This window comes from Simplicispira suum (genome assembly GCF_003008595.1).
Lineage (GTDB): Bacteria > Pseudomonadota > Gammaproteobacteria > Burkholderiales > Burkholderiaceae_C > Simplicispira > Simplicispira suum.
The window spans coordinates 3,431,032-3,443,313 of sequence record NZ_CP027669.1 but is presented as its reverse complement, the minus strand read 5'-3'; the positions used below and the strand labels follow the sequence as shown (position 1 = coordinate 3,443,313).

Here is a 12,282-nt window from a genome sequence, read left to right as displayed (position 1 = left end):
CTGATCAATCACCGCTTCGCGCAGGCCAACATGTGATGGCTTTTGGATTTCACGATGCGATCTGATTGAAGTCTGTTTTTGTCGATTTCAAGGGCCAGAAGGCCCGGTTTTCTCCCCTATCGGGGCCGATCTCCCGTTCAAGACGCTCCTTGGGCTTGCAACGCCAGCAATCGTTTCTTGGCGATCACCAAATTGGCCAGGCCAAATAAGCTGAACATCTGCGCGCCGTTCTTGGCCAAGCCTTTGTAGCGGCTCTTCTGGTGCTTGAACAAGTTCTTCACTACATGGAACGGGTGCTCGACCCGCGCCCTGATTTGCGCCTTAACGCGCTCCAGCGCTTGCGTGAGTTCCTTGAGTGCCCCCTCGGCCATACCCTTGAGTTTGGCCCGCCCCATGGCCACGTTCCACTTGACGTCCGATTGGATGTCTCCGGCCTCCTGGGCCTTGATGATCTCTTCGCGCTTTTCCACACCCACGTAGCCCGCATCGGCAAACACTTCACTCTCTTGTCCGTGCAGCAACTCATGCGTGTGGGCCACATCGGATTCGTTGGCCGACGTGACATGCACGCTATGCACCAGGCCCGAGTCAGCATCCGCGCCGATGTGCGCCTTCATGCCGAAGTACCACTGGTTGCGCTTCTTGGTTTGGTGCATTTCGGGGTCACGCTCCTTGCGTTCGTTCTTGGTCGAACTCGGCGCATTGATGATGGTGGCGTCCACCATCGTGCCCTCGCGCATCATCAGACCGCGCTCGCTCAGGTGGGCGTTGATCTGGGAAAACATCACCTCGGTGAGCTGGTTGTCCTCCAGCCGGCGGCGAAACTTCAACACCGTTGTGGCATCGGGCGCCTCTTCGCGCCCCAGGTCAATGCCCACAAAGCTGCGGATCGCAGCGCTGTCGCTGACCGCGTCTTCCAGCGCTTCATCGGCCAAGCCGTACCACTGCTGCACAAAGTACAAGCGCAGCATGCGCTCGAGCCCAATGGGTGGGCGGCCGCGCTTGCCCGTGGGGTAGTACGGCTCAACGGCTTCGATCAACCGGGCCCACGGCACCACTTGGTTCATCTCCGCGAGAAACTTCTCGCGTCGCGTCACCCGCTTCTTCGTCTGGTGTTCGGCTGTGGCAAAGCTGATCTGCTTCATGATGTTTCGTCTCGGGTCGCCCTGTGACTATCAACGCTTCAGATCGCTTCGCCGTAGACGCACTGCGTCGAATAAATCAGCATTTCCCTAGATATATGCGCGCAATTGGACTGACAGTCCTCCTCCTCTCCCTCAGCAATGTCTTCATGACATTCGCCTGGTACGCGCATTTGAAGGATCTCAGCGCCAAGCCATGGTTCGTGGCGGCGCTCGTCAGTTGGGGCATTGCGTTCTTTGAGTACATGCTGCAGGTTCCCGCAAACCGTATCGGGTATACGGCCTTGCCGCTCGGTCAGCTCAAAATTCTGCAGGAAGTAATCACGCTCACCGTTTTTGTTCCGTTTGCCTTTTTCTACATGAAGGAGCCACTGAAGCTCGATTATCTTTGGGCAGCGTTCTGCATTCTTGGCGCGGTGTATTTCATATTTCGAAGCAAATGGGGTGGCGCATGATTTTCGCTCTCTCACCTGTCAGCCTGGCGCCCTGTTCCCCGGCCAGCCGCTTCCTTTTTTATTAGGCACAAGGCATCGCTTGCGACCTTTTTGTGTTTTCTGCGTCTATACAGGTGCATCCATCTTGATGCGACCAGACAGGAGCTAGACATGAAACGCTTTCACGCCCACGTTGCCGTAGAGAACATGGAGACCAGCATCGATTTCTATAGCAAGCTGTTCGGCCAGCCGCCTACAAAAAAGCAAGATGACTACGCAAAGTGGATGCTCGACGATCCACGAATCAATTTTGCGATTTCTGCGAGAGGTCACGCGGTCGGCGTGAACCACTTCGGCTTCCAGGCCGATTCAGTGCAAGAACTCGCTGAATTAAAAACACGGGCGGACGCAGCATCTCCGGGAGAAGTGTTGGATCAGGAAAAATCCGCCTGCTGCTATTCCAATAGCGAAAAGCATTGGACGATTGATCCGCAAGGACTGGCGTGGGAGCATTTTCACACGGTGTCTGATGCACCTGAATTTGGCAGCGACACGGCACATCAGACGGGTGCATGCTGCATTCCTCTTCGCGGGTCGGATCAGGATGCGCCTTCTGCCAAGGCTGCTTGCTGCATCCCGAACGGTTCGTCAGCGTCGCAGGCGGCTTGTTGTGGCTGAAGTGGAAACGCTGCTGGCTGCGCCCACAACTTCAGAAGACCTTGGGGCGGCCTTCGCCGCTCTGCGCGGCAGTCTGCGCAACTACTTGCGCAGGCGCGTGAGCGATCCAAACCTGGTTGAAGACCTCATTCAAGACGTCTTCGTCAAGGCATCGGCTGCGATCAGCGCCAATCGAGCCCCCAATAATCTAACGGGATGGCTCTATGCCGCCGCCCGAACCACGTTGGTTGACCACTACCGCTCGGCACGGCCTGACGCGATGGAGCTGGATGAGAATCTGCCAGATACGCAATATGCCGATGATGCGCTTCTGCATCAGGAGCTTGCGATGTGTCTCAGGCCGCTTGCCCGGCAGCTCCCCGCAATCTATCGCGACACCTTGCTTGCCACTGAATTTGACGGAAATAGCATGCAGACCGTGGCTGACGAGCAGGGTGTGTCGTTGTCCGCAATCAAGAGCCGAGCAAGTCGAGCAAGGTTCATGCTCAAAGCAAAGTTGCTGGACTGCTGCCATGTCGAGATGACGGGTGGCCTTGTCACGGACTATCGCCGTCACTCATCCGATGCGCCTTGCAAGGGTGCTTGTGCCTCTTGAATCATCCATCTCTGGAACCCAGGCGCTTGTCATAGGCGGCGCGCTCAGCGCGGCCGCCGCGCTGGCGCACCTCGCGTGCGTCTTTGTGGGGGTACCGGCTTACCGGTTCATGGGCGCCGGCGAAAAGATGGCGCGCGCGGCAGAGGCGGGCAAAGTCCAAGCGACTGTCGTCACGCTTGCGATCGCTGGCGTTCTGTTCGTCTGGGCTGCCTACGCCTTCTCGGGCGCTGGCGTCATTGCCAGACTGCCGTTCACCAAGCCGGCGCTTATCACCATTTCCGCCGTGTACCTGGCCCGGGCGGCGTCGTTCCCGCTGCTCAAGCCGGCGTTCCCCGAGAACGCCCAAACCTTCTGGCGGGTGTCGTCGGGCATTTGCCTGGTGATCGGGCTGATGCATCTCTATGGCCTGATTGCGCGCTGGTCGGCCCTGTAAGGCGGCACGGCGATGTGCGGGCCGGCTTGCAGTCGCTCGCTGCTGCTTGCAAACGCCTGTTCACACGCTGGCGAACCCTCGGCCAAGGTTCGCGCAGTTGTCAGCCCTGGGCTTCAGCGCACGCCGCGCAGCGCGCTGCCATCCACGGTTCGCGTGATCGGGCAGTTGGCAACAATTGCGGTCTGCTCCAGCATCACCTCGCCGCGCTCTTGCGCCGCCAGCAGCTCTTCCTCGGATTTCAGCTCGCGCCCGGCGGCCGGAACCTGCCAACGCACCAACACCAGTCGCCACAAGGGGCTGTAGGCCGCGACAGCGTTGGCGCCGCCAGCAGGCAGCGGCGCCGACTGGAAGATGCTGATCTGCTCGCCCGCCGGAAACTTGTACACCCGCTCCAGCACCGACGAGCGACCGGTGATGCCCACCGCGCCGGCCAGACGCGGCGCGTAGTTGGCGCCGGCGGCCTTAGCCATGGCGGCGTCGGAAATATCGGTGGTCACGTATTCCACGGTGCGCCCATCCACCCAGGCACGCTTCAGGGGCAGCACGGTTTCCGTTCGACCGGCGTCAAAGCCGGGGCTGGCGCAGCCGGCAAGCAAGGCAGCGGCGAGCACAGCGGCTGCGGTGATTGAAGTTTTCATCTGGCAGGCCTTCCATCCAAAGCTGTGGCAAAAAAAATCCCCGCTCCATGGTGCCATGGGGGCGGGGAGGGGCTTCAAGGCGCTCTGCTGAGGCCCTGAGATGCGCTTACATGTGGTCGATCACGAGGCAGAAAGCGAGCGTAGGGCGGTGCAAACAGTAGCAGCGCGGTGCGCCAGCAGATTGCCATGGAGCCAATCATGGAGCCATTGCGAACCGCAGTGGAAACTCCTTCGCTCCGCTTTGCCCTACTGCGCTGCACCCGCTTCTGTTTGTGCGAAGTGATGGAGGGTACAAGGCTACTGACGTCCGTTCCCGACGCGAAAAGCCCTTCAGTTCGTGAAGCCGAACGACGTCTCGAGGCTGGGGGCAGTCATCCAGTTTTGGCTGACCAACGACCGCTATCACCAATACCGGTCATCGGACTTTTCACGAGCAAATTGACCGCTGTACTGCGCGGGGCCCGCGATCGGATAGGGCTCCCATGGGTGGGGCGCAGGCGCCGTCTTGAATTCCATTGAGACGTGAGCCCGCCACTTGGCACCCATCAACCTTTTAACAGTGCCCGCTGCCTGCGCCAGCCCAAGAACCCCAATACCGCCGACAGCAGCCCCAGCGCCCAAGGCGCATCCACGGGAATACCTACCGCACCACCGCCGAGAGGGCCGGCTGCCAGCGCAAAAGGGTCACTGATGCTGCCTGGGGTCGCGTTAGAGTCACCCACGCCGTCATCGGCAACGGTGTAGGTCACCGTCAGGCGGTCACCACTGAGAGATGCGCCACCAAGCTGGAACCAGGTAGATGCCGCCGCCACGCCACCAACGGCGGGGGTGGCAGGGCCAAACTTCCAGAACTGCGTGCCTCCACTCATCGAAAGCCTCGGCGAGCGTCTGATTTTCGGAGAGCGGAAGGATGTTGTCGCGTACCCGCTGAGGAAAGTTCGGCATCGCTCTAAGTCCTTCGTTAGAACATCATTCAACACAGAGCTATCTACCGACGCCTTTTCCCACTCGGCCAGGGAAGCTCTCCGGTCAGTTCGGCAAGACCACCGTCATCCACAAGGCGTACGCCGAAGCGGGTGACCTCGACTTCTGGCAGATCCTCTTCGTCAAACCATAAGAGGGACAGCGTAGTGTCGGTGGGTTGGTAGTGCCTGGATAGCTCGAACATGTCGAGACCCTTCTCCCAGTTCTCAAACCATACGTCCTGAGCGACCTCATCCACTCGGGTTCCACTAACACCGCCCGCCCTTATGTCGTACGCCACCGACCCAGGTGGAACCGGCGTCCGAGCAGGAATGCGGGCGTTTGCGTGGCGCAGGGTTGTGGACCGGGCGGCATACCTAACCATTCCCCTGTCCATAGTGACGAACGCGCAGGGAATGCTCGCAAGATTCGCGTAGCGGGATGCTGCGGCAGGAAATGAGGTCTGGAACTCAGCAGCCATGAATTCAATGACCTCGAGCGAAGGATCGCCATCGGGCACCTTGTTCAACCACTGCTGGTACGGCATCAGCAGCTCGGCAGCGAAGAGATCGCACATCACCTCATTAGAGTCTCGCTTTGAGAACGACCAGGATGGAACTTCGTCATGAGTTGATGGCAGTCCAAGCACGATATGGGCAAGCTCATGGCACACGGTGAACCGCTGCCGTCTCTCGCTCTCCAGCGAGTTCACATGGATGATGTGCTTGCCTTTGGGTGTTGTGATGGTGGAGCCTGACTCCCCCTTTCCCATCTCTTCTTTGATGACCTTGGCATTGGCGGCCACCAGATACGGGCAGAGATCAGTCTGAATGTTGGAGGTATCGACGCCTGCCACAAAGGCTCGAGCTCGTTGCAAGACGTCTGCTTCATCCATCTATTCGTCGTCCTCTTCAAAAGCTCTCCTGATTCGAGCGATTAAGGTGGCGGGGTCCGGCCGGGCTGTCCCGCGATGACGAACACCAGCTGCCGCCGTAAATATGTCCGTGGCAATAGAGTCATCGGCCAGAACATACCTCACCAAGTCGACATCTGTATCAGGGTGTTCCACCAGCCAGGAAATGACTTCGGCGTCTCGGTCACTTGGCTTCAAGACTTTCAAGAGCTTTTCGAGCAGCTCTTGCGATGGGCTTGCTTTCTCTCCGCTTTCCAGTCGATGAACGTAGGCGTGGTCGATGGTTGCCAGTTGGCCCAACTCCCGCAATGAGAGGGTGCGCCGTTCTCGGAGCTCGCGGAGCGCCGTTCCCAGGCCGGTTTGTGGCATGTGTTTTCCTGAATTCAAAGTAGGGGCCAGATTCCCAGTGTGCAGCCAATACGAATTGGCGGATGTCAGATGTTGTCGACTCAAGAATCAATGGACATAGAAAAGCGGTAGCCCTCTTGCAGGCAAAGATGATTTCGATATACTGTTGTCCAGCCAGACAACACGACTCAAGCGTTTAACGGGGCACATTGTATTGGCAAGGTTGATGACCGTTGTTCCGTCTGGACAACAGACTTTGCCACAACATCATCGCGTTCGCAATGCCAACCTACGGGTGCACCAATGACTACGCAAAAGCAATTTACTGACCTCCTCTACGAGATTGAGCCCTCGACCTCCACCGTTAACGCCTGTTCCAGCGCACATACGACGCTGCGTGCCGCCCTGAAATCGGATGATGAGTTCGCCAAGGTTCATAAGACCGACTTCCTGTCTGGTTCGCACAAGCGGGACACCGCGATCCGTCCTCAGAAAATCGACGGCGTACTTCAGCGCCCCGACGTGGACATCATCGTGGTGACGAAGCACAGCAAGGACGATGACCCCGACGACGTACTCACCACCCTGGAGAAGGCTCTGCGCGACGCCGGCTACAAAAACGTCAAGGTCAACCGCCGCTCAATCGCCGTAACGCTGTCCACGGTTGATATGGACGTGGTGCCCATCATCGAGAACGGGCTGTCTTACCTTATCCCGGACAAACAGCTCGGCCAATGGCTGACCACCAACCCTCCTGCGCATACGCAGTGGACGATTGACGAGAACAGTCGCACGGGCGGCCGTTTCAAGCCGCTGGTTAAGCTCTTCAAGTGGTGGCGCCGCGTCAATCTCGCCGACCTGCGCCGCCCGAAGGGTTTCATCCTGGAGTGCGTGGTTTCGAAGTTCATGAGCACGACACAATCCAACTACGAGGCATTGTTTGTGGATCTGCTGGAGTCCATTCGCGACGATTACGCTGGCTACGCCGCGGCAGGCCTGGTGCCGTTCTTGGAAGACCCAGGGGTAGCCGGCAACAACGTGTTCTCTCATGTGACGGCCGACGAGTTTCAAATCTTCTATGACAAGGTCAAGGAGCATGCAAAGCTGGCCCGGGATGCCAAGAACGAGACGGACGACGACAAGGCACTAGAGAAGTGGCGCGAGGTCCTGGGATCCTGCTTCCCCGCAGCTGCCTCTTCCCGCTCTGCCGCGTCGTCGCTGGTGCGCCCGGTTGTCGGTGTGGGGCTTTCGTTCCCGGCAGTGGCCGCAGTCCCCAACAAGCCGAGCGGGTTCGCATGATGTCGCCGTTGCAGGCCCAGCCCAGTCGGATGGTGCGCGAGGCGCGCCTTCTGCAGGCTCTCCCATCCGAAATTCACACCTTCAAACTGAACGGCTGGGGAAAGGCCGGAACTGGGAACCTATGTGCGTACTTTCAGTTCAGGGTTGGCGACTGGGTCTTCGATGGGGTACTGGTGTATCCATCCCTGTTCCCTGACGTGCCCGCCTTCATCCGTCCACGGCATGCTGAGAATCGGGTGAGCCGGCACCAGTTTGGTGGCGATGGGGTGCTATGTCTGGAGTACGGCCCAGACAACTGGGTTTCGACATTTACTGGTGCCGATCTGGTTCGCAGCGCACATAAGCTCCTTTGGAGCGAACTCATCAGCTACACCTCACCTCGACGGCTCAAGGCGCCGCTGTCGCGCCACGAACTGAACGCAGCGCAAGAAGCGCGGTTCGAACCGTACCGCTTCGTCCTGTCGACCGGGTTTCAGGAACTGCTGCGAGCACGCGCTGCCCCTGGCCTGTATCCACTCGAAATACATCTCTCCTCATTGGACGGCGTCCGGGTCGCAGTTCCAACCTGCATCGGCGACGTATCAAAAATGCAGGTGGCGGAAGTGCCTGCTAGTGGCTGGCCAGGCGCCTGTGTTCAAGCCGGTTGGCTTGTCATTGCTCAGGGTGAAGCTCTGCACTCGGGTGATCTCAATCTGCAGGCGTTAAGGGCCCAACTCGGAGAACTCTGGCCCATCGGTGCGCGCGATGCCAACCTTGCTCACGAATACTTCATCGTCGTGCACAGCCCTACGAATAAGCTCCGAGCGTTTCAGGTGGATGCTTCCGAGCGCCTCACGGAGTATCACCTGCTTGATTTTTCCAACGACAAGGGTGGCCGACTGCCCGACAGCTTTCGCCCGCTCGCAGACGCTCATGTTGCTATCGTGGGTGCAGGGTCTCTGGGAGGAAAGATTGCACTATCCATGGCGCGTGCAGGTGTTAGGAGATTCACGTTGGTGGACGAGGACATTTTGGGTGCTGCGAACCTTGTGCGCAACGCTCTGGATTGGCGGTCTGTGGGCTTCAACAAAGTAGATGCACTCAAGCGCGACATTGAGTTGGTGGCTCCGGGCGTGATGGTGGAAGCCACTCAATTGAACATCGGCGCACAAGAGAACCCCGGGGTCATGGCACGGTTGTACGACGCTCTGACCGAATGCAGCCTCGTGATTGATGCAACAGCCAATCCCCACGCGTTCCTGACGCTGTCGGCACTGTGCAAGTCGGCGAAGTTGCCCATGGTCTGGGGTGAAGTCTTTGCGGGTGGCTTTGGCAGTCAAATGGCGCGCAGTCGGCCAGGCCTGGATGGAGACGCGGCGTCCATACGCGCATGCATTCACGCCTACATGGCGCAGCTCGAACCCGTGCTAGGCCAAGAGGCACAGGATGCTCGGCGCTATGCCATGGCCGTTGATGGTCAGGTGCTCGTCGGTAGCGATGCTGATGTGTCGGCCTTAGCCGCCTCAATGACGCAATTCGCCATCGACACGCTGTGCGCCGGAGAACAGTCTGAATATCCGGTCGCAGCTTACTTGATGGGCTACCGCAAGTTCTGGGAGTTCAAGCAGCCATTCGACACGATACCCATCGATTGCTCGACAGCCCTACTCACACCCGAGACGGTGAAGTTGCTTTGTCCTGAGGACGTGCGAATCCTCGAGGGGTTGCAGTCGGCGATGGAGGACGGCCCTGATGCTGCAGCTGATACTGCCAGCTGATGTTCAAACCGCGCTAACCCGTGCTCTAAGGCATGCGGGAGTACGAGAATGCGGCGGGCTGCTTCTGGGAGAGCATGTAGGCATTGACCAGTTCGCAGTCCGGATGGTCACCGTGCAGCGACCTGGAACGGTCGCAAGCTTCGTGCGGAGCCTTTCTGGCGTCGCAGCCTCGATCAAGCGCTTCTGCGCCAAGCAGGGCAACGACTTCCGGCGGTTCAACTACCTGGGCGAATGGCATTCGCATCCGAGTTTCTCAGTGCAGCCGAGCTCGACAGATCACGGCTCAATGTTAGACATCGTCACCAACCGCCAAGTGCAAGCGAACTTCGTGGTCTTGTTGATATTGAAGCTGAACACATCTGGGCAACTCGAGGGTAGTACACACACCTACCTTCCAGACGGAAGATTCGGCCACTCAACTCTTGTGTTCGAAAGCTGCAGATGAATTCACCACTTTTCCAGTCGCAGGCACTTGGCGGCGTGGTCGCTCGAAGCGGATTCGAGTACCAAGACGCCTACCTGCTGGAGAGCATTCCACGCCTTCTGGCAGAGACCGCCTTCAGCCATGCAGTCAGCGAGCTTCTTGGTGACATTGAGTTCCGCTACTTCCGACCCGGCGGCGGGACTTACTGCATCACGTACGAGGCCAAGCGACATCAGCTCAGCAAAGCAGAGTTCTGGAATGAGGTCGCGCACTTCAAGGAATTGCACGATTCCGCTCAGGACGAGTATGTACAGTTTGTGCTTCTGTGTGGCGGCTTCGTTGGTGAGTTTGCTCCGCTGTTCAACAAGCTTGCGCGATACCGTGGCCCCGCAGAGGCGCTGAATCAAGACTCCTCCATCCGTATCGCTGCTGCAGAGGACATCGTGGATTCCATTGTCAAGCTGGGTCAGACGTCAGAGCTTGCCACTTTCGTTCTGGAGCGCGTGGCCTTTGTTCAATACAGCGACGCCCAAGTTGGGCCCGGTTTTGGTATGAACATGGGCAGGTACCTTTCTGAACTGAACCTGCGTCGCCAAGAGGAGGACGCCTTTCGTGCGAAATGCAAGGAGCTCGTGGCACAGTCAGCGAAGGGCGTTGTCTATCGCAAGGACATCGAACAGGCCCTTATGGACAGCGTGCCAGGGGCGGCTGAACGTTGGCGGGCCAGGCCGTCCGCCTTGCAGCTATCAGGTCTGGGCTTTGATCTCGGCCCCCTTGGCCTGGACGTGTCGGCCTTCAACGGCCCGAACAGAGGAACTGCTGGTCAAATGGCCTGGGAGCAATTGCAGCGCAGCTTGGCGGAATTGGGAAAGTTCGTGTTGGCCAGTCGGCCGCGCCGCGGCATTGGCCTTACAGCCAAGCATCGTATGTCGACTGCGTGTCTGTTGGGACACACCTTCTCGGCAACAGGCAACTTCACGCTCATCATGGAACACAACGACCAGCTCTTTGACACGTCGGTTCATGAGCAGGCAAAAGAGCAGTTCTTTGCTGACCACGAGAGTGCTGTCACCTCAAGTGGGCTGGAGGGGGTGGTCGCCATCAGCTTCCCCATCGTCTCGAATGCGGATGTCGACGTTCAGGCTAAGGCATTCGGCCTGGACACATCGCCAAAGCTGTCGATGACCTCCAGTTCCGTTGTCTCGGACATTGCCACACTGAACCGGGCAGTGCACGAAGCCAAGGTGAAGTTGGCTGAGTTCCGCGGTCGGCATCAGTTGAGTTGCATTCACCTCTTCATCAAGGCGCCCTCTGTTTTTGCGATGGCGCTTGGCCACCGGATCAACGGCATCGGTGCCATTCAGCTGTACGACTGGGACCAGGGAAAGTACATACCCACGGTCCGGCTTCGATAAACGCCCTCAGACCTTGGGCTTGACCAGGATTAAATCAGACTCCTCAATCCCGCTACGCAGATGGAGTTCCGGCGTCGAATCTTCTGGTATTCCTTCGAGCATCAAAGCATTTTTAGCTTGCCTGAACGCATTGGGAATTGACTTGCCAAAACCAATAGCGGAGTAGAACTGTGAGGCAAATACACGTGCTGCTGTGTCGCCAATTTCCTGATTCATACCGATGGCAGCATCTACGTATTGAGTGCAGGCGGCCGCTTGGTTGTACGAATGGCATGTGTTAAAGAACACCAGCCGAACAGAGTCAAAAAGCTCAAATGTACCCACTAGGCTTGCTAGAGAAACGAAGGCTGCATCACCGTTACGGTCCTGCAGAACCAACTCGTCTTGGTTGGTGCCATGCCCACTAAAGTGGACAACAGTAGGTCCCAGCTCATTCATGTACTGAAGAATGTCTCCAGACCGTAAAGCCCAGCGTGACTCGAGTTTGACGGCATCGCGGTGATCTGAGAGACGGATTTTCTGCTGAATCTCTCGTACCTCTTCGTCCAAAAGAAGCCTGCGGTCGGACGCCGTTGCCGGATCAGTAGCGAAGAACGCGACCACGATTTGCTCGGGCAATGCACTTAACAGATCAACGCGTGCAATGGTCTCGCGATGAAGTACCTCGTGCTGCATCAGACTCGATTTCATCGTTCGCAACTGCATCTGCTGAGCATCCTGCTGGCGCTTTTGCTCCTCATTTCTTTTTTTCAGCGCTTTCGTCTCTTCGCTGTCCAGCCTCCCTTGAGCCGTCCCAAGCTTTTTCTGCTCGTCCGCGATCTTCTTCTCTAGCTTAGCCACCTCACGCTCATGTTTTGCTTGCTCTTCAGCATATCGACTAGCCTCGCGCAATTTACTTTGAAGGATTGAGGTAGTGCTGGTTTTGTTCGCGGCGGATCTTGCGGCAAGGGATTTTTTACCTGCGTCGGCAGCCTTTTGTACTTCCTTTGCCTTTTGGTCCATTGCTTTGGCAATGCCATCCAGAATCTGAGTGACCTGACGTCGGTACATATCCACACTCATTTCCACCCTCCTCTATGGCATCGGGTCAATTCAAAGTTGAATCGGCTTGCCACTCTTCTTTCATACGACTGAAGATCTTACATGTGTCAAGCTCTTCGCTCGGCCGCTTTGCAGCAGTGATCGGTCGGTCACGATCCAAACATGACAGACTGCAACCGCTGCAGACCGGCCGTTCGTGAAC

At 57.9% G+C, this 12,282-nt stretch carries 14 protein-coding genes; 8 read left to right on the top strand and 6 right to left on the bottom strand.

Features of this window, described 5'->3' with window-relative positions; translation table 11 throughout:
* Positions 1-137 precede the first annotated feature (137 nt).
* Entirely contained in the window at positions 138-1,145 is a 1,008-nt protein-coding gene (locus C6571_RS15965; protein ID WP_170094759.1) for an IS5 family transposase, read from the bottom strand.
* 95 nt (positions 1,146-1,240) lie between these two features.
* Here C6571_RS15965 and C6571_RS15960 point away from each other — a divergent pair, with 95 nt between their 5' ends.
* From C6571_RS15960 to C6571_RS15945, 4 genes are all read left to right on the top strand, one after another.
* On the top strand, positions 1,241-1,597 hold the full coding sequence (locus C6571_RS15960; protein WP_106447565.1) for a DMT family protein: 357 nt from the start codon (positions 1,241-1,243) through the stop codon (positions 1,595-1,597).
* 150 nt (positions 1,598-1,747) lie between these two features.
* Complete coding sequence (locus tag C6571_RS15955; protein WP_106447564.1) at positions 1,748-2,254, top strand: VOC family protein; 507 nt, start codon at positions 1,748-1,750, stop codon at positions 2,252-2,254.
* Positions 2,247-2,849, top strand: a complete 603-nt coding sequence (locus tag C6571_RS15950; protein ID WP_170094773.1) for a sigma-70 family RNA polymerase sigma factor — start codon at positions 2,247-2,249, stop codon at positions 2,847-2,849. Before C6571_RS15955 ends, C6571_RS15950 begins: the two co-directional genes overlap by 8 nt.
* The gene (locus tag C6571_RS15945) at positions 2,839-3,282 is read left to right on the top strand and encodes a hypothetical protein (RefSeq protein ID WP_245901314.1); all 444 of its coding nucleotides are present in this window, start codon (positions 2,839-2,841) and stop codon (positions 3,280-3,282) included. Before C6571_RS15950 ends, C6571_RS15945 begins: the two co-directional genes overlap by 11 nt.
* 113 nt (positions 3,283-3,395) lie before the next feature.
* On the opposite strand, the gene C6571_RS15940 is transcribed toward C6571_RS15945, so the two are convergent.
* The 4 genes from C6571_RS15940 to C6571_RS15925 all read right to left on the bottom strand — a co-directional run bounded on the left by C6571_RS15940 (position 3,396) and on the right by C6571_RS15925 (position 6,165).
* Complete coding sequence (locus C6571_RS15940) at positions 3,396-3,920, bottom strand: DUF7482 domain-containing protein (RefSeq protein ID WP_106447562.1); 525 nt, start codon at positions 3,918-3,920, stop codon at positions 3,396-3,398.
* Positions 3,921-4,465: 545 nt separating this feature from the next.
* Positions 4,466-4,789 carry an IPTL-CTERM sorting domain-containing protein gene (locus C6571_RS19745; protein ID WP_170094769.1) on the bottom strand — a complete coding sequence of 108 codons (324 nt, stop codon included), beginning with the start codon at positions 4,787-4,789 and terminating at the stop codon, positions 4,466-4,468.
* 119 nt (positions 4,790-4,908) lie between these two features.
* A complete protein-coding gene (locus tag C6571_RS15930) occupies positions 4,909-5,778 on the bottom strand; it encodes an ImmA/IrrE family metallo-endopeptidase (RefSeq protein WP_106447560.1) in 870 nt (289 codons plus the stop codon).
* A complete protein-coding gene (locus tag C6571_RS15925; RefSeq protein WP_106447559.1) occupies positions 5,779-6,165 on the bottom strand; it encodes a helix-turn-helix domain-containing protein in 387 nt (128 codons plus the stop codon). It lies immediately after the preceding gene.
* 282 nt (positions 6,166-6,447) lie between these two features.
* Here C6571_RS15925 and C6571_RS15920 point away from each other — a divergent pair, with 282 nt between their 5' ends.
* The 4 genes from C6571_RS15920 to cap4 are packed head-to-tail and all read left to right on the top strand — an operon-like array spanning position 6,448 to position 11,039.
* A complete protein-coding gene (locus C6571_RS15920; protein ID WP_106447558.1) occupies positions 6,448-7,443 on the top strand; it encodes an SMODS domain-containing nucleotidyltransferase in 996 nt (331 codons plus the stop codon).
* On the top strand, positions 7,440-9,200 hold the full coding sequence (locus tag C6571_RS15915) for a ThiF family adenylyltransferase (protein ID WP_106447557.1): 1,761 nt from the start codon (positions 7,440-7,442) through the stop codon (positions 9,198-9,200). The genes C6571_RS15920 and C6571_RS15915 overlap by 4 nt, the downstream gene beginning before the upstream one ends.
* Positions 9,175-9,645: a M67 family metallopeptidase gene (locus C6571_RS15910; protein ID WP_106447556.1), complete on the top strand. Its 471-nt coding sequence runs from the start codon at positions 9,175-9,177 to the stop codon at positions 9,643-9,645. Before C6571_RS15915 ends, C6571_RS15910 begins: the two co-directional genes overlap by 26 nt.
* Positions 9,642-11,039, top strand: a complete 1,398-nt coding sequence (gene cap4, locus C6571_RS15905) for a CD-NTase-associated endodeoxyribonuclease Cap4 (protein WP_106447555.1) — start codon at positions 9,642-9,644, stop codon at positions 11,037-11,039. Before C6571_RS15910 ends, cap4 begins: the two co-directional genes overlap by 4 nt.
* Before the next feature lie 6 nt (positions 11,040-11,045).
* Here the strand turns inward: cap4 and C6571_RS15900 are convergent, their stop codons facing one another.
* Positions 11,046-12,101 carry a CHAT domain-containing protein gene (locus tag C6571_RS15900; RefSeq protein WP_106447554.1) on the bottom strand — a complete coding sequence of 352 codons (1,056 nt, stop codon included), beginning with the start codon at positions 12,099-12,101 and terminating at the stop codon, positions 11,046-11,048.
* Between the last annotated feature and the right edge of the window lie 181 nt (positions 12,102-12,282).

What these genes read in the sequence shown, in the direction of transcription:
- C6571_RS15965 (WP_170094759.1), bottom strand. Translation starts at nt 1,145, where the DNA reads ATGAAGCAGATCAGCTTTGCCACAGCCGAACACCAGACGAAGAAGCGG.
- C6571_RS15960 (WP_106447565.1), top strand. Translation starts at nt 1,241, where the DNA reads ATGCGCGCAATTGGACTGACAGTCCTCCTCCTCTCCCTCAGCAATGTC.
- C6571_RS15955 (WP_106447564.1), top strand. Translation starts at nt 1,748, where the DNA reads ATGAAACGCTTTCACGCCCACGTTGCCGTAGAGAACATGGAGACCAGC.
- C6571_RS15940 (WP_106447562.1), bottom strand. Translation starts at nt 3,920, where the DNA reads ATGAAAACTTCAATCACCGCAGCCGCTGTGCTCGCCGCTGCCTTGCTT.
- C6571_RS19745 (WP_170094769.1), bottom strand. Translation starts at nt 4,789, where the DNA reads ATGAGTGGAGGCACGCAGTTCTGGAAGTTTGGCCCTGCCACCCCCGCC.
- C6571_RS15930 (WP_106447560.1), bottom strand. Translation starts at nt 5,778, where the DNA reads ATGGATGAAGCAGACGTCTTGCAACGAGCTCGAGCCTTTGTGGCAGGC.
- C6571_RS15925 (WP_106447559.1), bottom strand. Translation starts at nt 6,165, where the DNA reads ATGCCACAAACCGGCCTGGGAACGGCGCTCCGCGAGCTCCGAGAACGG.
- C6571_RS15920 (WP_106447558.1), top strand. Translation starts at nt 6,448, where the DNA reads ATGACTACGCAAAAGCAATTTACTGACCTCCTCTACGAGATTGAGCCC.
- C6571_RS15915 (WP_106447557.1), top strand. Translation starts at nt 7,440, where the DNA reads ATGATGTCGCCGTTGCAGGCCCAGCCCAGTCGGATGGTGCGCGAGGCG.
- C6571_RS15910 (WP_106447556.1), top strand. Translation starts at nt 9,175, where the DNA reads ATGCTGCAGCTGATACTGCCAGCTGATGTTCAAACCGCGCTAACCCGT.
- cap4 (WP_106447555.1), top strand. Translation starts at nt 9,642, where the DNA reads ATGAATTCACCACTTTTCCAGTCGCAGGCACTTGGCGGCGTGGTCGCT.
- C6571_RS15900 (WP_106447554.1), bottom strand. Translation starts at nt 12,101, where the DNA reads ATGAGTGTGGATATGTACCGACGTCAGGTCACTCAGATTCTGGATGGC.